This window comes from Paenibacillus sp. FSL H7-0357, assembly GCF_000758525.1.
Classification (GTDB): domain Bacteria; phylum Bacillota; class Bacilli; order Paenibacillales; family Paenibacillaceae; genus Paenibacillus_AQ.
The window spans coordinates 1,106,698-1,126,447 of the sequence record NZ_CP009241.1 but is presented as its reverse complement, the minus strand read 5'-3'; the positions used below and the strand labels follow the sequence as shown (position 1 = coordinate 1,126,447).

21 protein-coding genes and 1 pseudogene are annotated in these 19,750 nt (G+C 49.8%); 2 read left to right on the top strand and 20 right to left on the bottom strand.

Features of this window, described 5'->3' with window-relative positions; genetic code table 11:
* Positions 1–130 precede the first annotated feature (130 nt).
* The 9 genes from H70357_RS04990 to H70357_RS04960 all read right to left on the bottom strand — a co-directional run bounded on the left by H70357_RS04990 (position 131) and on the right by H70357_RS04960 (position 7,456).
* Positions 131–568: an RrF2 family transcriptional regulator gene (locus H70357_RS04990; RefSeq protein WP_038586441.1), complete on the bottom strand. Its 438-nt coding sequence runs from the start codon at positions 566–568 to the stop codon at positions 131–133.
* Between the two features lie 153 nt (positions 569–721).
* The gene (locus tag H70357_RS04985) at positions 722–1,294 is read right to left on the bottom strand and encodes a hypothetical protein (RefSeq protein ID WP_081965693.1); all 573 of its coding nucleotides are present in this window, start codon (positions 1,292–1,294) and stop codon (positions 722–724) included.
* A 222-nt stretch (positions 1,295–1,516) separates the two neighbouring features.
* A complete protein-coding gene (locus H70357_RS04980; protein WP_038586438.1) occupies positions 1,517–2,449 on the bottom strand; it encodes a manganese-dependent inorganic pyrophosphatase in 933 nt (310 codons plus the stop codon).
* Positions 2,450–2,657: 208 nt separating this feature from the next.
* Positions 2,658–3,773, bottom strand: coding sequence for a slipin family protein (locus tag H70357_RS04975; RefSeq protein ID WP_038586435.1), 1,116 nt, complete (start codon positions 3,771–3,773; stop codon positions 2,658–2,660).
* Positions 3,774–3,950: 177 nt separating this feature from the next.
* Positions 3,951–4,073 carry a hypothetical protein gene (locus H70357_RS36860; RefSeq protein WP_269322465.1) on the bottom strand — a complete coding sequence of 41 codons (123 nt, stop codon included), beginning with the start codon at positions 4,071–4,073 and terminating at the stop codon, positions 3,951–3,953.
* A gap of 200 nt (positions 4,074–4,273) precedes the next feature.
* Positions 4,274–5,692, bottom strand: a complete 1,419-nt coding sequence (locus tag H70357_RS04970) for an RtcB family protein (RefSeq protein ID WP_038586431.1) — start codon at positions 5,690–5,692, stop codon at positions 4,274–4,276.
* Between the two features lie 129 nt (positions 5,693–5,821).
* Positions 5,822–6,073, bottom strand: a complete 252-nt coding sequence (locus H70357_RS04965) for a hypothetical protein (protein WP_038586429.1) — start codon at positions 6,071–6,073, stop codon at positions 5,822–5,824.
* Positions 6,074–6,353: 280 nt separating this feature from the next.
* On the bottom strand, positions 6,354–6,500 hold the full coding sequence (locus H70357_RS35675; protein ID WP_156130815.1) for a hypothetical protein: 147 nt from the start codon (positions 6,498–6,500) through the stop codon (positions 6,354–6,356).
* 149 nt (positions 6,501–6,649) lie between these two features.
* Positions 6,650–7,456 (bottom strand): AAC(3) family N-acetyltransferase, encoded by an 807-nt coding sequence (locus H70357_RS04960; RefSeq protein ID WP_038586426.1) that lies wholly within the window; start codon positions 7,454–7,456, stop codon positions 6,650–6,652.
* 200 nt (positions 7,457–7,656) lie between these two features.
* Here H70357_RS04960 and H70357_RS04955 point away from each other — a divergent pair, with 200 nt between their 5' ends.
* A complete protein-coding gene (locus tag H70357_RS04955) occupies positions 7,657–8,640 on the top strand; it encodes a ring-cleaving dioxygenase (protein WP_038586424.1) in 984 nt (327 codons plus the stop codon).
* Positions 8,641–8,749: 109 nt separating this feature from the next.
* Here H70357_RS04955 and H70357_RS34180 read toward each other — a convergent pair whose 3' ends face one another.
* Both H70357_RS34180 and H70357_RS04945 read right to left on the bottom strand, forming a co-directional pair.
* The gene (locus H70357_RS34180; protein ID WP_052091832.1) at positions 8,750–9,454 is read right to left on the bottom strand and encodes a stalk domain-containing protein; all 705 of its coding nucleotides are present in this window, start codon (positions 9,452–9,454) and stop codon (positions 8,750–8,752) included.
* 100 nt (positions 9,455–9,554) lie between these two features.
* Positions 9,555–10,238, bottom strand: coding sequence for a YjjG family noncanonical pyrimidine nucleotidase (locus tag H70357_RS04945; RefSeq protein WP_038586420.1), 684 nt, complete (start codon positions 10,236–10,238; stop codon positions 9,555–9,557).
* Between the two features lie 96 nt (positions 10,239–10,334).
* On the opposite strand from H70357_RS04945, the gene H70357_RS04940 reads away from it, so the two are divergent.
* Positions 10,335–11,294 carry an MraY family glycosyltransferase gene (locus H70357_RS04940; RefSeq protein ID WP_179091714.1) on the top strand — a complete coding sequence of 320 codons (960 nt, stop codon included), beginning with the start codon at positions 10,335–10,337 and terminating at the stop codon, positions 11,292–11,294.
* A 143-nt stretch (positions 11,295–11,437) separates the two neighbouring features.
* Here H70357_RS04940 and H70357_RS04935 read toward each other — a convergent pair whose 3' ends face one another.
* The 9 genes and pseudogenes from H70357_RS04935 to H70357_RS04900 all read right to left on the bottom strand — a co-directional run bounded on the left by H70357_RS04935 (position 11,438) and on the right by H70357_RS04900 (position 19,721).
* The gene (locus tag H70357_RS04935; protein WP_038586418.1) at positions 11,438–12,673 is read right to left on the bottom strand and encodes an MFS transporter; all 1,236 of its coding nucleotides are present in this window, start codon (positions 12,671–12,673) and stop codon (positions 11,438–11,440) included.
* A gap of 153 nt (positions 12,674–12,826) precedes the next feature.
* Positions 12,827–13,300 carry a MarR family transcriptional regulator gene (locus tag H70357_RS04930; RefSeq protein WP_038586414.1) on the bottom strand — a complete coding sequence of 158 codons (474 nt, stop codon included), beginning with the start codon at positions 13,298–13,300 and terminating at the stop codon, positions 12,827–12,829.
* A gap of 649 nt (positions 13,301–13,949) precedes the next feature.
* Positions 13,950–14,468 carry a mismatch-specific DNA-glycosylase gene (locus H70357_RS04925; RefSeq protein ID WP_038586411.1) on the bottom strand — a complete coding sequence of 173 codons (519 nt, stop codon included), beginning with the start codon at positions 14,466–14,468 and terminating at the stop codon, positions 13,950–13,952.
* 34 nt (positions 14,469–14,502) lie between these two features.
* A complete protein-coding gene (locus H70357_RS04920) occupies positions 14,503–15,066 on the bottom strand; it encodes an RNA 2'-phosphotransferase (RefSeq protein ID WP_038586408.1) in 564 nt (187 codons plus the stop codon).
* A 63-nt stretch (positions 15,067–15,129) separates the two neighbouring features.
* A pseudogene (locus tag H70357_RS37025) lies at positions 15,130–15,210 on the bottom strand (metallophosphoesterase); the annotation flags it as partial.
* Positions 15,211–15,287: 77 nt separating this feature from the next.
* The gene (locus H70357_RS04915; RefSeq protein ID WP_038586405.1) at positions 15,288–16,112 is read right to left on the bottom strand and encodes a nucleotidyltransferase domain-containing protein; all 825 of its coding nucleotides are present in this window, start codon (positions 16,110–16,112) and stop codon (positions 15,288–15,290) included.
* A gap of 328 nt (positions 16,113–16,440) precedes the next feature.
* Positions 16,441–18,465, bottom strand: a complete 2,025-nt coding sequence (locus H70357_RS04910; RefSeq protein ID WP_052091831.1) for a DUF6449 domain-containing protein — start codon at positions 18,463–18,465, stop codon at positions 16,441–16,443.
* Complete coding sequence (locus H70357_RS04905; protein WP_038586402.1) at positions 18,440–19,342, bottom strand: ABC transporter ATP-binding protein; 903 nt, start codon at positions 19,340–19,342, stop codon at positions 18,440–18,442. The genes H70357_RS04910 and H70357_RS04905 overlap by 26 nt, the downstream gene beginning before the upstream one ends.
* Positions 19,335–19,721 (bottom strand): GntR family transcriptional regulator, encoded by a 387-nt coding sequence (locus H70357_RS04900; protein WP_038586399.1) that lies wholly within the window; start codon positions 19,719–19,721, stop codon positions 19,335–19,337. Before H70357_RS04900 ends, H70357_RS04905 begins: the two co-directional genes overlap by 8 nt.
* Positions 19,722–19,750: the final 29 nt, after the last annotated feature.

The following is a 19,750-nucleotide window of genomic DNA, read 5'->3' as shown; positions in this document are numbered from 1 at the left end:
CCGGTTTATATTCTGTGTTTATTAACACACAGTTAAAAGCAAAAAAAATATACTCTCCCTGCGGCAACTCATCATGATGCGTTTAACTGTATTTTAATATGCACAGTATAATTCAAATAAATGAATCCTGTCAACAACCTGCTTTGCGCACCATATCGGCAAGCGTGTACTGCTCCAGCACGCCAAGCACACTGCGATCCATTTCCTCCAAAACATCTCCGCAGGCCGCCTTCATCTGCTCTCCAAAAGCATTGATGCACATCGTATCTTTTACCGCTTTATTGCGGGATTCCCCCACTTCCAGCGCCAGGTATATTTCCGCGAGCGTCAGCTCCTCCGGGGCACGGTTCAGCAAATATCCGCCATCCCTGCCTTCCCGGGTCACCAGGATATGCTCTCTGGTCAGCTTCGCCATCGTGCGTCTCAACAGCGTTGCCTCCGACGAGAGAAGCTCGGCGATCTCGCAGCTTGAACAGGTGTCGCCCTTTTTCGCCAGGATCACAAGCGCCTGCAATACCAGTCCAAACGATTTATATTGAAGAGCTCCGCTGTTTCGCGTTTTTGTCATTATTCCCGCTCCTTTCGGCACATTCATGTAAGCTTAGTATAGAGCCCATCCCCAATTTTGGCAAAGAGAAAGCCCTGCCGGCATCGCAATACGATCTCGGGAGAGCTTGGCCGTTCGCGGAACCGGAAATTTCTTGATATCCGTACGTTTCGTTTAGATTGTAGAGATTTGGATTTCAGAAACAACCGCCCATTCCTTGGAAGTAGTATCCTTCAGATACACCTGGATCTTATAGTTTCCCTTTGCACTAAAGGTGCTGGAGAACTCAGCGGATTTGAACCAGAAGCTGTCCTTCTTGTCCTTGACCGACGCGGCATCAATATTTTCTGTTTTGCCCTCCGGATCGCTGATGATTATTTTCAAATCCGATATATCCGTCTTCAGGCTGTCCACCTGCACCAAGACCGAAAATTTATTGCTGACACCGCTTCTGACCTTTCCAAAGATCTTCCCCTGATCATCAAGCAACGCTATGTTAACATTCGGCTTATAGACACGGACGGCCTTGGCGGATTCGTCCCAGAACATAAGCGCCTGCAGCCCCCCAACCAGCTGCTGGGCCGGCAGATAGGTCTCTCCATCAACTGATAATCCTGCTTGTTTTTGCAGCACATTGTTCAAATAGACCGCTATATCCGGTTTGCCGGGCGCGGCATAAAGCATGGTTCCGCCTGAAATCATCGTTATACAAACGGCTGCCAAAACCTTCTTTTTCATCTTCCCCATTCTTACTCCCCCTCTCTGTGACTATGCTGTTTATACCCTTCAGAAGGCAATTAGTTGCATAATATTAGAAAACAGTATAGCCGAACATTTGGTAGATCCAAACGGCGGCAGATGTGCATTGCCAAAAAAACCGGCTGGCCCGTCCTGTTAAGGATGGCACAGCCGGTTTCTCTGAAATCATATGATTAGGAACAGGATAACGTCCAGTCTTCCATGCAATTGTTACAGCTTGGCAATCGTTTCCGTAAGCACTGGCACGATTTGCGATTTGCGGGAAACTACACCCTTCAGAATAGCTTTGTTATCATCCAGCTTTACATTATAAGCCTGCTCTACAGCACCTGCAACGCGGCCCAAAGCCAAACCTACGGAATCGTTGTTCAGGATATCTGTAACAACGAACAGGAACAGATCAAGTCCTTTGTCAGCAATGATCGTGTTCAGCGCAGCTTCCAGCTCTACCTGCTTGGAGAGCACATCGTTCACATCCACCGCATTTACCTGGGCAATTTCCACTTTGTATTCACCCATTTTGAATTCCTTGGCATCCAGGGAAATCAGCTGTGCAATGCTCTTGTCGCTGAGGTCTGCTCCAGCTTTAAGCATGGAAAGTCCATAGCTGTCTGCATCCACACCGGCAATTTCAGCCAGCTCACGCGCAGCTGCCACATCTTCTCCGGTGCAGGTTGGCGATTTGAACAGCAAAGAATCGGAAATAATGGCGGACAACATCAGACCGGCGATTTCCTTCGGAATCGCTACTCCGTTTTCTTTGTACAGCTTGTTCAGGATTGTTGCTGTGCAGCCAACCGGCTCGGCACGGTAGTACAGCGGATGAGCCGTTTCAAAGTTGGCGATCCGGTGATGGTCGATAACCTCAACAACCCGCACCTGATCAATATCATTTGCGCTTTGCTGCCGTTCATTATGGTCAACCAGAATAACCTGTTTAGCTTCGCCTGCCACATTCTCTACCAGACGCGGAGCTGCCACTCCAAATTGATCGAGCGCAAATTGCGTCTCGCCGCTTACTTCTCCCAGACGAACCGGCTCGGCATCCCAGCCCAGTTCTTTTTTCAGTGCCGCATAAGCAATTGCTGAACAAATCGTATCCGTATCCGGATTTTTGTGTCCAAAGATCAATGTTTTTTCCATTTCCAATCTCCTTACTTTGTTTTTTGTGAGAATAATATACCATACATTGATAGGGACTAGCCAGATTGTGCGGCAGAACTTAAGTTTGAGGTCACCATTTATGCTTATAAATTGTATGCTTATACAAGAATAACCCGCCTACGAAAAAAGTCCGCTGGCAGGTTATCCGGCAGTCAGGGAAATGAAAATGCAGAATAAAAACGCCGTACTACTGCTTCCCGTCACCGTCATGGATCAGCAGCTGGCCGAGCCTTTCCGCCAGCGTACCTCCGCCGACCAAAGAGACATTGCCGATCCGCTCACTGATTTTCTCCAGAAACTCAAGCTCCTTCAGACGGTATAGCGTTTTGTTCTCATCCATCAGCTTTGCTGTGTTCAGCAGACTGCGGGTGGAGGCTGTTTCTTCGCGCCGGGTGATCAGATTCGCCTGTGCCTTCTTCTCCGCCAGCAGCACGGTATTGAGAATATCCTTGATCTCTCCCGGCAGAATAATATCCTTCACTCCGGCGGAGTGGAACTGTACACCATACCCTTCACTCTGCTCCTGCAGCCGGGAGAGTACAAAAGCCCCCACCTCCTGCTTCATCCGCAGCAGATCATCAAGCTTCAGGCTGCCGACGTATTCACGGAGCACCAGCTGCAGGCTGATATACATTTGTTCCTCCACCGATTTGATCGCCAGCGTCCGCTGCGGATTCACAATCGAATACTGGCAGACAAAATTGAGCCTGAGGCTAACCTTATCCTCTGTCAGCATCTCCTGACCGGTCATATCCATTTGCTGCTGGCGCAGGTCAACGGTTTTTACCGCCACCTTCACCGGACCTCTCCAGAAATCATATTTGCCCGGAGGCAGCTCCCGCTGCAGCATGTTATTGAAATAAAGAATGCCGATTTCATGTGCGGCTACCTCAAAGCTCTGAATTGCATATGGAAAACACGGCAGGATGGAGCGGTCAATCTCCGCCGGAATCTCCGGCTGGCGGCTATCGGCGCGGATGAACCGGTGCGTGCTCAGCTTCGTCCAGAAAGCATGCTGGCCGGGAGGAAGCAAGGTTCGGAATCTTTCGTCCTCATAATGCAGCACATATTCATAATCGGTTACGTTCACAATCTCCAGGTCACGCACCAGCACTTCGTCCTGGATGAAAACTTTCAACGCTTTGCCGGGGACGCTGAACGGCTCGCTTAATTTCAACTTTTCGATTTTCTGATCTGTAAAACCTGTCAACCAGTATGTACCGGGCTCTAAATATTTGTCGTAGCTGCCTTTCTTGAACAGTAGTCCGCGTTCATCGGCAGCAATCGTGATTTTATTTAACATTAGTTCCTCCCGAATCCGCCTTGATTCTCTGACTTGAGGCGGCTCCTCTGATCGTCGACCCCGGCAAGGAGATTCTCCCGGCTGCGGCTGCGGAGCCGGTCTTAAGGAGCGGGAGAGGCAAGTTCTCGAAGGAAGGGTTCACGGCATAACATCTTGGCCCGCCTGCAGCCTGAAGAGTTATGCAATGCCTGGCCCTCTATCCGTGCCCGTTCCCGGCTCCGGTATCCGCCGGCTGCATAGCAGCGCTTCCGGCACCTGCCCGAAGGACAGGCCGAGAATCTCCGGCAAAGGTCTACTCATGTGTAATGCTCAAATTTTACCAAAGTCGCTTATAAGGCGATGGGGATTCGAACCCCGAAGGAGGATAAGTCCCGGATCTGCTCTGCAGTATACCCGGCCATACAATGGCGGGCACTGCGGGATCATCAGAAATCCCCGCTAAGCACGCAGATCGTAAATACCCAAATCTATTATAATTTGTAAGTACCTCATTAATAAAGCTAAATTCCTTTAATTACAGCCATCGGCTTGCACTTCGCGACCACATCGGCTAAATCCGCCCCCGTAATGCTGTCGATGATCTGGTCCACATCCTTATAGGCTTGCGGGCATTCATCCAGAATCGTTTCCAGGGAACGGTGGTTGACGATGATCTCCTCCTCCGTGCCCACCTTCAGTGACTGGCTGAACTCATCAACTGTCACTGCCAGCCGGGTAGCTCTTCTGGAGCGTACTCTTCCCGCGCCGTGGCAGATGGAGTAGAAGTTCTTCAAGCCTTCCTCCCGCCCGAGCATGATGTACGAGGAGGTACCCATGGAGCCGGGAATCAGTGCGGGATGTCCTGTGTCCTTATACACAGGTGTGTTAAGGAAATGGCCTGGCGGCAGCGCACGGGTTGCCCCTTTACGGTGCACCAGCATCGGCTGGCCGCGGTGGAACTCCTTCAGCGCGTAGTTATGCATCAGGTCATACAGCACCGGCATTTCAAACTGCGGCCCATACAGTTCCCGGAAAGCTTCCTGCACCCCGAAAGCGATCATATGCCGGTTGGTTACGGCAAAATTCAGCGCAGAGTACATCAGGTTCAGGTAGGCCTGCCCTTCCCGGCTGCTGATCGGCGCGTAATTCAGGTTCGGATCAGGATTACTTACGCCCCACAGATGCATCGCTTCCTTAATGGTTTTCGTATGCTCCCGGCCCACCGTTGCGCCCCAGGCCCGGGAGCCAGAATGAATCATCACGACAACCCCGCCGTCAAACAGCCCCCACTTCGCCGCCAGCTCCTTATGCTCCTCAGCAATCTCCAGATATTGAATCTCACAAAAGTGGTTGCCGCTGCCCAGTGTGCCAAGCTGTCCGTGGGCATTCTTGCGGATTTTGGGCGGCAGCTGCTCCAGCGCCGCATGGTCATAGCGGAAATTACTTTCCTCCACATGCGTGATCCACTGCGGCGAAGGAATATATTTATCGGGCAGGCCATTTAGGCCGTTCCGCACAACCTCCATAATGTCGATGTCGGCATAGTTGCTGTTGACGCGCTCGTTCGTCGGCACATACTTTTCAATCGCTTCAATCAGCTTGCGGCGGACCGCTTTGTCCTGCAAATCCTTCTTGAGCAGCGGTGTGGTGTGTACCCGCATCCCGCAGCCGATATCCACGCCGACAATTGAAGGGGAGACCATACCGTCCTTCATATTCCAGACTGCCGTGGTGCCGATGCAGGTTCCTACGCCCACATGCGCATCGGGGGTGTAACCCATATACTTATTGCGCGGAATCCGCAGGTTGTTATCAGCCATCTCAAAGATTTTGTCTTCAAACGATCCGTAAATTTCCTTGTTGGCGAACACATGCAGCGCTCCGTGCGGAAGCTCCAGCTCATAATGATTGCCGCCATGGGTTTTGCTGTTCCAATTCATTTCATTCTCCTCCTGAACGTAAAGCTTATTTTTCGACCCCAAAATAAAAAACTGCCGGTTCACGCGGTTCGCCGTCCTCTTCAGGAGCAGCAAAATCCAGCGTAATCCGGCAGCCTCATCTCTTGTTCCTCATAGCTGCAGCGGCGCAGCCATGCTGCGCTCTGCAATCGGAATCCCCCTTGTCTTACGCCTCGCAGGAGAGATACCGGGAGGATAGATGCCGCCGGACAAGTAAACATAACGCTCATCTCGATGAACAGCATATAGCGGGCAGGCGGGATCCTGCGGCTGCGATAGCTGTAGCGGTTGCGGTTGCTCCTGTTTCTTTTCCTGACTCTGTTTTTTTATAAATTGTTCATGCCAACTCATCTTTGCGTTCATGGTTCTCTCTCCTTTCACGAATGGGTTCAACCGTGCTGGAATGCTTAAATTTAGGGTAAGCTAGCTCATACACAAGTGGAAACGGCTTTGCCTTCCACAAAAGGACGGTATCCGTTTCAGCGAGAAATAGAAGGATAATTTATAGCGTGAAGCATATAAGTTTTTATATCTACAAAAAGACTGCGTTCCGCCGCCTCTTCCCCCAGCCGTCAAAAGGCCAAAGAAAAAGGCTGCGAGATACGCAGCCTGGGTTCCCAAAAACTCTGTGTACAGTTGCAGGTTATGCCTGCATACTGCCGAGCAAGGGGGAGCTGCGCAATACAATCGTATCGTCACTATAGGAGACAAATGATGGCTCATCACCGGATAGAATTCTCTCGCTGAAGCCTGTTTGATCATTCTGTTCAAAGCGATTTAGTATCATCATTGTTCCTGCACCCCCCCTGGCCCATTCCGACCCGTAAATTTGTTGCCAGCTTACCATGTTATTCCAGATGATGTCAACCGCTATATAGTTTGAACTTAAGATCGCGGTTGAAGCCCACAGACAAAGGTTTTTCAGCCACTATGCAGTCATCAAGGTATCTGACTCTTGGTCTTCGGAAGCGCCTCTGGCACTGCTTCGCCGTTCAGCGGTTCGTTATCCGAGAAGAGATCGGGATTCACAGCCAGCATCCGGCTTAGGATTTCAGTCGTTTCTACTGTGCCGCAGATCATTGCCACGGCATCCCCAAAGCTGCCCTTGCGTAAAGCACCGCCCGCTTGAAGCACCTGCTCCACCTTCCAAAAATGCTGCGACCAGGACAGTCCGCAATGTCTACGGGAAGGCACGGCGATTTCTTCGCCTTCGGGCGTAATCGTGTAGAGCAGCTCATGGTCATCTGTCATTCTGCCGGGAATATCCACCCATTCCTCGATTCCATGGATGAACGTATTCCGCCGTAAATCAACGCCAAGCAGCATAATGTCAGCTTTGCGGTCGAGCAGCTTACCATAGACTGAATCCCGTGAGCAAGGCGTATCCCGGCTTTCCTCTCCGGCAATGAACGCCTGCGCATCCTTGCCCAGGGCGGCCACGGAATGGGTCGGATGCCAGGAACGGATCACTCCCGGACGTCGGCGGAACAATTCCGGCAAAATCCCGACGCAGACAGGGGAGTTCAATACATCAAATCGCGGATTAGTGGCATTAATATACGACCAGGTGTGTGTCGGCAGCACAAGCAGCCCGTCCTTCATATACTCACTGAGCACATCCAGTACCGTGTCTGCACCTCCCTGCACCTCACCGATGCTTTTTAACGAAGAATGAACGAGCAGTGTCCCCGACGGGTTGATTTCAAGTGCCTTCAACTGTTCAAACAAGCCTGTTTTGGTGTGCATTTTTGCTTCTCTCCTTCACGAAATTGTACAGATCATAAATCCTCTATTGCAAATTAGGTTATTAACTGATAAAATTATAGTAACTTAATAATATTCACAACAGTTCAAATCTGTATACTCGCCGTTGTGTTCTATCCGATTTCCATATGAACCGAACGATTCCAATACATGCTTAGTCAACTAACAGGAGGTAATATACCATGAGTTTAACATTAAAAGGACTTCACCACGTATCCGCGATTACAAAGAAAGCACCGGAAAATTTCAAATTTTACACCGAAGTGCTTGGTCTGCGCCTGATTAAAAAGACCGTAAACCAAGATGACATCTCCGTGTATCATTTGTTCTACGGGGATGAGCTGGGCAATCCGGGGACAGAATTGACTTTCTTCGAGCTTCCGAATGCTGGACGCAACCGCGACGGCAATAACAGCATCTCTGCCCTTTCACTGCGTGTGCCGGATGATAAGGCGCTTGATTATTGGAAACAGCGTTTAACCAAGTTCAGCGTAGAGCATGATGAAATCACTGAGCGGGGCGGCCGCAAGACATTGGCCTTCCGTGATCCTGAGGGACAGCGTTTCAATCTGGTCTCGGATGAGAACAACCAGGGCGTGCCCGGCGGCAAGCCCTGGGATAAGAGTCCTGTTCCGGCAGAGCATGCCATTGTCGGTCTGGGCCCCGCACATTTAACCGTTGAAACAGCGGAACACACCGCATTAGTCTTGGAGGATCTGCTTGGCTTCCGCCGCAAAGGCAGCTATCCTTCGCCCGCAGCCGGGCAGCCGGACATCATTGTATATGAAACCGGAGAAGGCGGTTCCGGCACAGAGGTGCATTTGGAGGAACGCAATGACCTTCCCCAGGAACATCTCGGACGGGGCGGTGTACACCATGTGGCCTTCCGCGTGGACAACGAAGAGGAATTAAAGCAATGGATCGAGCGCATCCGCACAGTACAGCTGCCCAATTCCGGGTTCGTTGACCGCTTCTACTTCCGCTCCCTCTACTTCCGCGAGCCTAATGGCATATTGTTCGAGCTGGCTACGGACGGTCCGGGCTTTGCCACGGACGAACCGCTTGAGCACCTGGGAGAATCGCTTGCCCTGCCGCCGTTTCTGGAATCGAAGCGCGCACAGATTGAAGCTCATCTGAAGCCGCTTGATACCCGCCAGCAGTCTTAATCCGGCTGTCTGTTAGTTTTTAAATACTGAGGCACGCCTCTTATATAACAAAGCCGCATTCTCTGTGAATGCGGCTTTGTTCATAATACTGAATTCTACAGCACGATATTTAAATTTCCGACCAGGTAACGGTGAAAACGTTATAGCCGGGCTGTGCTGTCGAAGCTCGGCCTGAGATGGAGACCGGGCTGATTCCGCCCAGTTTGCCGGTAATCTTCACAGTTGTTGCAGTTACCGTCTCTGATGTATTCTCCGACCGTTTAATCCGGGCATATTCACTATACACGAACCCCATCGTACCCAATGTCTCCTGGGTCATATAAGTAAAGGAGGCCTTCATGACTCCGCCCGAATCCGTATCCAAAGTTGTTGCAACCACGGCATCTGCCGGAATCGGAAAATCCTTCGGCAGATTAGCAGGCCGCTTCACACCCGCCGCCGGAGTACTTGTGCCGCTGCCGTAGTTCCCGGAACCCGCAGTACCTCCGGTGCTTCCAGAGCTTCCTGACGCTGCTCCAGTTTCGGCCCCGCTGCCGATTCTCACTTTGGAATTAACCGCATCATAGGCAACTGGCACGTCCAGGGCATCTGCGATGGAGCGGATCGGCAAATACGTCGTCCCCTCATAGGTGATCGGAGCCAAGGTTTTGCCGTTGGCATCCTTCAGCCAGTAGGGAGTTCCGTCTACAACAATACCGAGTCCATGATTCAAGTAAGCCTTGATCTGCTGCAATTTACTTCCTGCGTATACGCCAGCAGAACCGGTTACGGCCAAGCCGGCTACAATTGTGGCAATCAGCCATTTTTTATTCATAGCAAACCTCTCCCGTATATTAGAATGATGTGGAATTGAATTTTGCGCCTTAATACTATTTAACACCGGGAGAGCTTTTCAACCTGTTAACCCTCCAACTTCAGGCGATAATTCCAAGAAGCTCGGACAGATCCCGGATTTCATATGTAGGCTTAATCCCCGCTTCATTGGCTTTTTCCAACGGATTGAACCAGCAGGTGTCGATCCCGTAATTCATCCCGCCCTGAATATCCGATGTCAAAGAATCGCCCACAATCAATACTTTTCCCTTATCCGTAATCCCAAGCTTGGCAAAAGCATAATCGAAAATCCCGGGCTCCGGCTTCTGCGAGCCTGCCTCCTCGGAAATAATAATCTGCTCAAACGTATTGCAGAGTGGCGAGCCTTGAATTCTGGACAACTGCACATCTTTGATTCCATTCGTGATAATCGCAAGCCTGCAGCCGGTGAGCCCGCCGCACAGTTCCACCGCCCCCTGAATCAAATAGGTCCCCTCACCCAAAAAGCGCAAGTAGACTTCGCTGAAGGCCTCCGGACTGTATTCGAGCTTGTGGCGCGCAAACAACCGGTTGAACCGTTCCACCCTGAGCGCCGCCGAGGTAATCCGCCCCTGCTCCAGATCCTTCCACAGCGCCTGATTGATCTCGCGGTAGCTGGCCGCATATTCCTCCGCCCCCGTCGGCAGCCCGAAATGGGCAAACACATTTAGAAAAGCCTGTCCTTCCGCCATTCCATAGTCAAACAGCGTATCATCGGCATCAAATAAAATAACCTCGTATTTCATAATTCTCCTCCAGTTTTATGTTTCGTCGACAAACGTTCTGCTTCTGCGATATAATTTAGACAGACCTGCTTAAAAAAATCAACGGTGGTGATTGTCATTTTATACGTTTTATCGTTTCTGGTGTCATTTTTCATCGTCTATTGGCTGATTCCTCCGCTTAGCAAACTGGCTTTCCGGCTTGATTTTGTGGACAAGCCCCGTCAGGATGTCGAACGCAAAATACATAGGGAGCCCATCCCTCTGACAGCCAGCTATGCCATATTTATCGGATTTTTCATTACATATCTGCTGTTTGCCCGTGACTTCTCACTGGAGACACTAGCCCTGTTCATCGGCGGTGTGCTGCTGCTGACTATAGGCACCATTGATGACTGGTACAAAACCAAGGGCAAGGACTTCCCGGCACTGCCCAAGTTTATCGTACAGATTGCAGCGGCAATCCTTGTTTTTCTCTCCGGTAATGCCTTTACCGGGTTCATTAATCCGTTCTCCGGGGATTACATCTCCCTGCCGGTTATTCTGCAGTTCGTGCTGACGATCATCTGGATCTTCGGCGTAACTACTGTCATTAACTTCTCTGACGGCATGGACGGATTAGCCGGGGGACTCACGGCCATTTCGGCAGTCACCCTGTTTATTGTCGCTGTGACCAAGGGGCAATCTACTTCCGCAATTATGGCTATTGCTCTCGTCGGAGTTACACTTGCCTATCTGCGCTACAACAAGGCACCAGCCAAAATCTTCATGGGTGACGCAGGCGCCACCTTCCTCGGCTTCATTCTGGCCGTGATCGCACTGGACGGCGCGTTCAAGCAGGCAACGGTGCTGTCGTTATTCATCCCGATATTAGCGCTTGGCGTGCCGATTTTCGATAATATCTTTGTCGTCGTCAAACGCTTCATCCAAGGCAAATCGATCTATCAGGCCGACGCCACCCAGGTGCATTACCGCCTGCTCAAGGCCGGTCTTAACCAGAAGCAGGTTGTTGCCGTGCTTTATCTGGTCAGCGTGTGCCTGTCGCTGTCCTCGATCATCCTGTTGCTGATCGAGACTTAACAGACGGCGTATACTCAAACTGCCGGGCTTGTACGAGCGCAGAAATAAGAAAACCACCCTTAACATGCAGGGTGTTTCAGACTGTAGACCAATAGGGTTTCAGAACTTGTCCCTGAGTTCTGAAACCCTATTACTATATGTTTTTACATACTTACCTGCGTTCTCTTATATAAAACTGGTATTGCCACTGCTATAAGGATCATACCCATAAAAGCGGGTGCGGCAGACCCAAGTGATACATAGATTTGACCTCCAATGACAGGCCCAATCATTCTTGCTAAAGCCTGAATAGATTGGCTCCCCCCTTGAATCCTTCCTTGTTCACTAGAATCGGCAGACTTGGAGAGCATCCCATTAAATGAAGGCCCAAAGATCGAATCACCAAAACCAAATATAAACATGCCAGCGATAAAAAGAGGATAGAATGAGAACAAAGCAGATAGCGCAATAAGACTGTAGCCTATAATCTCTGAAATCATTCCAAGAACTGCTATCTGTTTATCACTAAGTTTTGTCAAAAGCTTTGGCATTATGAAACCTTGTGAAATGATGTCTTGGGCGCCCATAATTGAAAACACAAGACCGATTAGTGCAGGCTTCCAACTGAAAGTATCCATTGTAAATTGGGATAAAACCGCCTGTAAAGATCCGTTGGGTATCCAAAGTAAAAACGCCGAGACAAGTAGCCTTTTTAAGGTTTTTGTGGAAAGCAGGTTAGCAAGCTGTGTAAATGGATTCAGTCTAACAAAGGTAATCTCTTTCAGTCTATTATTCTTGCCAAGGCTCTCAGGCATAAAAAAGAATCCATAAACAACATTCAATAAAGTTATTATTGCTCCAAAATACATGGGTACAGCATAACCAAACTTGGCAAGTAATCCGCCTAGAGTTGGGCCAATAACAGTGCCTACGCCTACAACCGCACTCACCCATCCAAAGTATTTGGTTCTCTGCTCTGGAGGAATGATGTCTGCAAAATATGCGAAGATCGTGCTTATGCTCCCGCCTGTTATACCTTCTATTATGCGCCCGGCAAATAGTACCCATAGAGCTCCGCCTATGCCAAAAATTAAGTACCCGATTGCGGAACCCAAAAGGCATACTAAGAGCAATGGACGACGGCCATATTTGTCGCTCAAAGCCCCAAGTACGGGGGCCGCAAAAAACACGCAGAGGGCATAAACAGAGGTCAGCAGCGTAACAACTATAGCTTGCTCTCCCGGATTGCTTGTATAAGGCTGCACTAAGAATGGGACGACAGGCATTATGATACTGAAGCCTATTCCGCAAAGAAACACAGAGATAAGACCGAATATTAAAGCGTGTTTATCTACGGTTTGTTCTGTGTTCTGTTCATTGTGTGATCTAAATATGGACATTTAAATTCTCTCCTCAAAAGCTGTTATTTCGTTTCCTTGTCAACAAAATAATATCTCCATTTTGTTTCCTTGTCAACAAATTAAACGGCAAAAAAAGGCAGCCCTTTCTCAATAGAGCCCGGCTGCCTGTGGTTTCATTTTCATTATTCAAAGTTATTCCGACTTAAAATCTATACCCAGTTTTTTTATTTCTGCATCCAAATGCCTACTATACTTTTCCACGAAGCTAAGCATGCTGTCGAATTGTTCCTCGGTTACCTGCTCAAATACGGCTTTATCCCGCTCTTGAAACTCTTTGTGCAGGTCCTCATGGATTTTATAAATTACTTTCCCTTGCTCAGTAAGCCTAAAATAGATTTCCTTCTTGTTATCCTGCTTCTGGTAGCTTTCGATAAGGCCTTTTTTTATGAGCTTCTTAGTCATTTTACTTATGGCACCGCGGGTCATATAAAAGGACTCCGCAAGTTTTGTTACGTTGGAATCTACGTTTTTTTCAATGTATTCGATGCAATGTACTTCAGAAGACTTGTAACCCTTAAGACTGTCCTCCATCTTATCCTTATTAAGCCAAACCATCTTGTTATATACGTCCCTGAAGCCCATTATGACCTGTTCTTCTTTGTTCACGGTCTGTCCTCCTACCCGCTCAGTGCATTAACAATATAATATAGTATTTTTTGTTTCTATTTCAACATTGTCAAAATAATTGATTAAATAACCAATACACGAATGGAGGGAATGTAGTGTGATTTTAAAACAGATTCACAACAAATTTGACAAAGAAAATAGGGTTTTGAAACAGAAATAATTCGTTTCAAAACCCTATTCGTCTACAGTCTGAAACACCCTTAACCTACAGGGTGTTTTTTTATTGCGCTGCGTTGCCCCCGCGGCGGCGGGCCAGTTGGCACTGATTACTGCGGCTGCTTTCCGGGTTGGTGCTGACTGCTGCTCACGGGGTTCAGCTTAGACTCTGGACCCATAATTGTACTTCGTACAACTAAATAGGCAGAAATCATCTCTTGTCACGGTTTAGTTGCACTTCCTGCAATTATAATCGCAAGAAAGGCCGTTATAGACGCATATCCTCATTTATAGCTGTACGGAATACAGTTAACGCCTACAGCATGCCAAAATCCTCTTTTTTAGTTGTATAGAATACAGTTATCCTAAAACACTTACTTTTGGGATATATCGCCACCTATCATCCTTCCTACCGTCCACCCTCCGATTCCATCCATCCTCACTCCCCGTGTGCTGTCAGACAAACTCTAATTCAGTCATCCTTATGGGTGAAATCATATAGTCTCCGGTAAATAGCCACAATCTCCGGCATCGGCATCCGGACGAGTCCGCTCGACGACGGGGCGACGAACTCGCGCACGCCATCCACTACCGGTTCTATATGCTCCTGAAATCCCCAATCTGCTTTTGGTTTACGGCTGAATTCAGTGTACACGCCCTTGCCTACAAAGCAGGCTACCTCCGGCCGGTAGAGCTTCAGCTTGGCACGAAGCAATTCCCGCCCCTCGGTATACTCCTCGCGGGTAATATCCTCGGCCCCGCGGGTCGGGCGGGCTACAATATTCGTAAAGCCGTAGCCGAGCTTCAGCAGTTCACCGTCCTCCGAGGCATCATAGAGGCGCGGCGTCAGCCCTGACTGCTCAAGAATCCGCCAGAAATTATTGCGCGGATTCGCATAATGATGCCCCAGCTCGCCCGAGCGGAGACTTGGATTGAATCCAATGAAGACGATCTGCAATCCGTGATCCAGGTGATCCGTCACCTCTTCCATATCACATTCCTCCTGTACTGGAGATTTGGTGCTATTATTCTTCCGGTGCACTTAATGGCGCTATGCAGGCAGGCGGAACCGGCTCAGCCAGCCATACCTCATTTCCGGCATAATAGAAGGTTACACCAGACTCTACAGCCTTAACCGTATCCACGGAGAGTAAAACAAGCTTTCCCCTGCGGCTTCCGGCCAGAGTTGCGAAATGCAGCCCCTCCGATAAATGCACGTATTGCCTGCCCATCGGCTGCAGCCCCTCTTTTACAATCGCCGGCAGCGCATTCTGGTGAGTGCCATGATAGAGTACGGACGGCGGTGTTCCCGGTTCATAGGCAACTTTGGTGTGGCTGTGTCCGTATCTCGCTTTGATCCGCTCCCCCTCAATGGCGAACCGCTGCTTCTCACTGTTCGTGACCGTTTGGCGGATATCTTCTTCTGTAATATGAGACCACTTCGGGGCTGCGTTTATCACTGCGAGCAGTTCCTCCAGCAGACAGGAACCATCCTCCGGATCAAGTATCAGCCCATACTGCTGCGGAGTATGCCGAAGCAGCTTGGTCATAAATTTGCTGAGCGAAACCTCAGCGCTGTGGTTTAACATAAATTGCACCTCTTATAATCACTTTCGTATAATCAATTTCGTATGGGACTCCGTCCCTATAGCTTACAACCGCGGATCCACCGGCTCAGATTCCAGTGCCAAAGCAGCAAGCACACATTCATGAATCCGCTCCAGCGGCTCTTTTTAGCGAGCAGATGAGAGAGCATTCCTGCTCCTGTTCCTGTCGCCTTGATGATTAAATGCATAAGGTTGATCTCTCCTTAGGTTTCGCTTTGATTTCCCCCGCTAGAAGTCCAGCGGCTGTCTTCTCCCCATACTTCCAGCAGCGCGGCCCGGAACAGTTCATCCAGGGCTGCATCCGCTACACCGCCCCCGCTTCCAAATTGCGAAGCCGCAAGCTCGAAATGCGCGATCTGCTGCTCCAGATAAACGTTAATGACTTCCAGACGCGGCTCCAGATCCAGCTCTTCGCCGGACATTTTACGGCGTAGAAGCTCCAGTACAGCCTCTCTAAGCTCGGTTCCTTCCGGAATCAGATCCAGGGCCAGCACATTGAAATCCAGTGGCGGTACCTGGTATTTCTCGATCCAGGCACATGCGAGCAGCGGACGGAGAACGTAGAAATATTTCTTAATCTTGACCTCGCTGCCTTGCAGATAGGTCCGGTAATTCCCCCGGGCCATGTTCAGATAATGATAGATACAGGATTTGGGCGAGAAGCTGAGCGGTGATAGCTTGCGGATACTGTCCGCCCCCGTGTAATTTTGCTCATACCGGATGGGGGATTGCAGCCATTCCAGCAGCGGCGGATTGGATTTGCGGAAGAGGGTCAGCCCTTTCTTCAGATCCCAGCCGTTAATATCAAGCAACTCGCTGATCGGCCGTTCAATCACATCCCGCTGCTCAAAAATCGAGAGATATGCCTCGGGGCGGCGCAAATACAGAAAGCGGACGTCATAATCACTGTCCTTGGACGGAAACCCCCAAGCTCGGCTGCCCGACTCACAGGCATACAGAATGCGTACATTCTCCTCCGCCTCAATGCCACGCAGCTCGCGGAGGATCGATTGATGAATTTCAGACATGCTTCATTCTCCTTTCGGACTCTGCCGAAATACAAAAAAGCCATGGACTCCACTCGTCCATGGCCGGGCACCATCTTATAGCAGAACTACAGTTAGAGTATTCCGGCAACCGCCTTACAGGCTGCTGACCGGAAATAACTAAACGCTGCTAACGCTGAACAGTAACCCAAGGCGGACAGATGAATGGAAGATAGATAATAGCATTATGCGAGTGTAGATTATCCCCTTGTTCAATCATCTGTCCAGACCTCCTGCCGTTCTTGTATTTCCCAAAAGCATAATCCACTCATCCAGTTTTTGTCAACCCGCTGAAGCTAAAACCAGAATCTTAAGGAAGCAGTGATTTTATAGCAGGCGTAAGGTCTTGTTTCCTCAGCGATATATAAGTCACTTCTCCGTACTTATACTTCATCTTTACTACATATTCGCCGGTTTTTCCGCTATAATAGCGTTCTTTTCCCAGAATATCGCCGATAATCTTCTTATCCTTGGTGACCGCCGCAAGACCTTCGCTGCGCGCCAGATCAAAATGCCGCTCAATATTATTCCTGCTTGCCGCGTCAAGCTTATCAATATACCCATCCTTTATAATTTCAGCGGATTCCACATCCTGTGCCTGGGTACGAATTTTATCCGCGTATCCCTTTTCGGCCAGCCAGCCCTCAAGCTCATGATAGGAGGGTTTCCACTCATAGCCATAATAGAGCTGGTAGCCCTTTTCATCCGGCTTGCCTATCGTTTGGATAGAAGCCTTGGAAACCCGGTTGTCCAGCTGATCTTCATAGGACATGTTCAATATCTCCCGTTTCAGAATTTCCTTGAATTCTTTAACCTCTTGAGGATCGGAGATCGAAACCGCTTTACTTATGTTGCTGATTCTCAGACTCTCCACATTATCGCCAAGCCGGGACAGCATATATTCGTTGCGCTTGAACTCCTTGTTCTCCATGATCGCCTTCAGCTCCGGTTCGAAGCCGGCTGATGGAATCCAGTAAGACCGCAGCATCTGCCGCCCATTCTTCAACTGGTACGCAATGCTGAACTGCCTGTTGCCGATAGAATTGCCCAGAGAACGTTCTTCCTCGCCAGGCCGCACAGTGACAAGTGCCTGATGCAGCTTGCGTACAGCCTCAATATAGCTTTTGTCTTCATTGAAGACTTCCTTCTCTTCATAGGGACGGTTCTGAACTTCCATCGGGCCTTGCCCTGGTTCGGTCAACATCCAGAAATTGCTCCCGGCATAAGCCGCCGTGACTTTGTCCGCTGCCGGTACCCTGCTCTCATAGCCGGTAATCCCAGTGACCGGAACATAGAGCAGGAGTCCTAGCAGGATAGTATAGGCGGCGAAGTCAGCGAATACCCTGCGGGTCATGATCTGCCATGTCTTGCGAATGATCATTTCAGCTACAACATAGCCGATGAGTGCTCCGGCAATACAGCCGCCAATAAGCCAGCCTGTCTGCTGCGGCTTCACATTGCCGAAATAAGACACGGAAACCAGCATGGTGCAGAACATCACCCCTGCTTTGAACAACGGATTGAAATAGGTGAAGGCAATCGCCTGCCCAGCCTTTTCGCTATGCCGTTTGCGGTAAAGCACAAAGGATAGCATAATTACTAAGAGAGTGATCACGAAATATATCCATTTCTCTCCTGTACTGACCTTATCGTATGCATTGCTGAGTCTCACAATCTGCAGAACCGGCGACCAATTGACCATTCTATACTCATCATTATAACCGCCTGAATACCCGTACAAATACCTATTAAGATGCATGCCGGTCAGCATTAACAGCGCGGAGGGAAGAACGAGCAGGATATAAACAACAACCCCCTGGAGAATAGTTTGACCTGTACATATTCCAACGAAGGCAGTGAAAACGAACAGGAACAAGGTGAGGATGGTAACCGTCAGGCACCACTCCCAGACTTCCGCTCCTTGGTAAATGTACCTATTGCCGTCCAGTGGTGCCACGATTGCTGTAACTGCGGCAGTTAGCCATACCGGAAGAAGCAGAAGAATCAGGCCGCTCCATGCATGGGCAGCAAGTAAATGCTCCCGGCGCAGCGGCAGGCTGTGCCACAGATCCGATGAAGGTTTAGACTGCAGAAACCGGAAAAGGAATAGACCGGCTACCACTGGAAGCGTAGCGATAAAGAACACTTGCATATCACCGCCGATACCGAACAAACTCTCGACTTTCTCAGGCTCCGCATTCGGATTGCCGCTCAAGAACATCTGGAGCGGAAGAAAGAACATCAGACCTAGCGTGTATATAATTCCGATCCAGCCATGCTGGCGCAAGTTTTGGCGGATTACGCTGCTGTTAAAGAAGAATCGGCTGCGCGTCATAACCGGCATCCCCCATTTCATATATAAAGATTTCCTCAAGTGTCAGCGGCAATAGATCCAGTACATATGGATCGTACACCCGAAAAGCCTGCCCGATCCGCTCGCGGTCCCCTTTTACAATATAGAGATTAACGCTGCCACGCTGTTCCTGATGAAGAATCTGCAGCTTGGCTGTCAGTACCGATGCATGCCGCTCATCCCGGAACGCCACCTGCACTTTATGCGTGTCCGCTTTGAGATCGTCCAGATCCTTCTCCACCAGCATTTTGCCGCCGTGCATAATGCCGACATGATCGCATAGATCTTCAATTTCCCGCAGGTTATGTGAGGAGATGATGACGGTCATCCCCCGTTCGGCCACCTCCTGGAACAGCAGATTCTTGATCTGCCGCCGCATGACCGGGTCAAGCCCGTCGATCGGCTCATCCATGATAAGCACATCCGGGGAGCAGCTTAGGGCGAGCCAGAAGGACGCCTGGCGCTGCATACCCTTAGAGAACCGGCTGAGCTTGCGGCCTGTATCGAGCCGGAACATTTTCCCAAGCTCCTGAAAGTGCGCCTCATTCCACCCCGGATAAATAGAGCGGTAAAAGGCGGCCATGCTCTTGATTGATGCCTGCGGGAAGAAATAAGGACTGTCCGGCATGAAAATGATCCTTTGCTTCACCTCGGGGTTTTCAAAGACCGGCTTCCCTTCAAACTTAACCGTGCCCTCTTCCGGCCGGTAAATACCGGCGAGCGTCTTCAGCAGTGTTGTTTTACCCGCACCGTTCGATCCGAGCAGTCCGTAAATTGCTCCTTTATGTACAGTCAGCGAAATGCCGTCAACCGCTTTTTCTCCCTGAAAAATTTTGCTGACGCCGCGAATTTCAATCATGTTTCTCCCCCTCTCTCTGATCCAGCACCTGGCGGTACAGCGCACCTATCTCGCTTTCGGTAAATCCGAGGTAGACGGCTTCGACCATCAGGCGCAGCAGCTCATTCCGCACTTCCGCCCTCTTGCTCTCGTTCAGACCCTGTTGAAGCGGAGCCACGAAACTCCCCTTACCCTGCAAGGAATAGATGTAGCCTTCCCGCTCCAGCTCCCGGTAGGCTTTCTGAATCGTATTCGGATTTATGGTGAGCTGCGAGGATAAGATCCTCACCGAGGGAAGCTGTTCATCTGCCCGCAAAATACCATGCATAATCATTTCTTTGATCTTGCCGGTCAGCTGCTCGTAAATCGGCTTGCGGCTGCGGACATCCAATTCGAACATGACAGTTCTCCTTTCTGATGTTGTATCAC

Bases quoted from the DNA above. Each gene is read 5' to 3' on its own strand.
- H70357_RS04990 (WP_038586441.1), bottom strand. From the start codon at position 568: ATGACAAAAACGCGAAACAGCGGAGCTCTTCAATATAAATCGTTTGGA.
- H70357_RS04985 (WP_081965693.1), bottom strand. From the start codon at position 1,294: ATGGGGAAGATGAAAAAGAAGGTTTTGGCAGCCGTTTGTATAACGATG.
- H70357_RS04980 (WP_038586438.1), bottom strand. From the start codon at position 2,449: ATGGAAAAAACATTGATCTTTGGACACAAAAATCCGGATACGGATACG.
- H70357_RS04975 (WP_038586435.1), bottom strand. From the start codon at position 3,773: ATGTTAAATAAAATCACGATTGCTGCCGATGAACGCGGACTACTGTTC.
- H70357_RS36860 (WP_269322465.1), bottom strand. From the start codon at position 4,073: ATGAGTAGACCTTTGCCGGAGATTCTCGGCCTGTCCTTCGGGCAGGTG.
- H70357_RS04970 (WP_038586431.1), bottom strand. From the start codon at position 5,692: ATGAATTGGAACAGCAAAACCCATGGCGGCAATCATTATGAGCTGGAG.
- H70357_RS04965 (WP_038586429.1), bottom strand. From the start codon at position 6,073: ATGAACGCAAAGATGAGTTGGCATGAACAATTTATAAAAAAACAGAGT.
- H70357_RS35675 (WP_156130815.1), bottom strand. From the start codon at position 6,500: ATGATGATACTAAATCGCTTTGAACAGAATGATCAAACAGGCTTCAGC.
- H70357_RS04960 (WP_038586426.1), bottom strand. From the start codon at position 7,456: ATGCACACCAAAACAGGCTTGTTTGAACAGTTGAAGGCACTTGAAATC.
- H70357_RS04955 (WP_038586424.1), top strand. From the start codon at position 7,657: ATGAGTTTAACATTAAAAGGACTTCACCACGTATCCGCGATTACAAAG.
- H70357_RS34180 (WP_052091832.1), bottom strand. From the start codon at position 9,454: ATGAATAAAAAATGGCTGATTGCCACAATTGTAGCCGGCTTGGCCGTA.
- H70357_RS04945 (WP_038586420.1), bottom strand. From the start codon at position 10,238: ATGAAATACGAGGTTATTTTATTTGATGCCGATGATACGCTGTTTGAC.
- H70357_RS04935 (WP_038586418.1), bottom strand. From the start codon at position 12,673: ATGTCCATATTTAGATCACACAATGAACAGAACACAGAACAAACCGTA.
- H70357_RS04925 (WP_038586411.1), bottom strand. From the start codon at position 14,468: ATGGAAGAGGTGACGGATCACCTGGATCACGGATTGCAGATCGTCTTC.
- H70357_RS04920 (WP_038586408.1), bottom strand. From the start codon at position 15,066: ATGTTAAACCACAGCGCTGAGGTTTCGCTCAGCAAATTTATGACCAAG.
- H70357_RS04915 (WP_038586405.1), bottom strand. From the start codon at position 16,112: ATGTCTGAAATTCATCAATCGATCCTCCGCGAGCTGCGTGGCATTGAG.
- H70357_RS04910 (WP_052091831.1), bottom strand. From the start codon at position 18,465: ATGACGCGCAGCCGATTCTTCTTTAACAGCAGCGTAATCCGCCAAAAC.
- H70357_RS04905 (WP_038586402.1), bottom strand. From the start codon at position 19,342: ATGATTGAAATTCGCGGCGTCAGCAAAATTTTTCAGGGAGAAAAAGCG.
- H70357_RS04900 (WP_038586399.1), bottom strand. From the start codon at position 19,721: ATGTTCGAATTGGATGTCCGCAGCCGCAAGCCGATTTACGAGCAGCTG.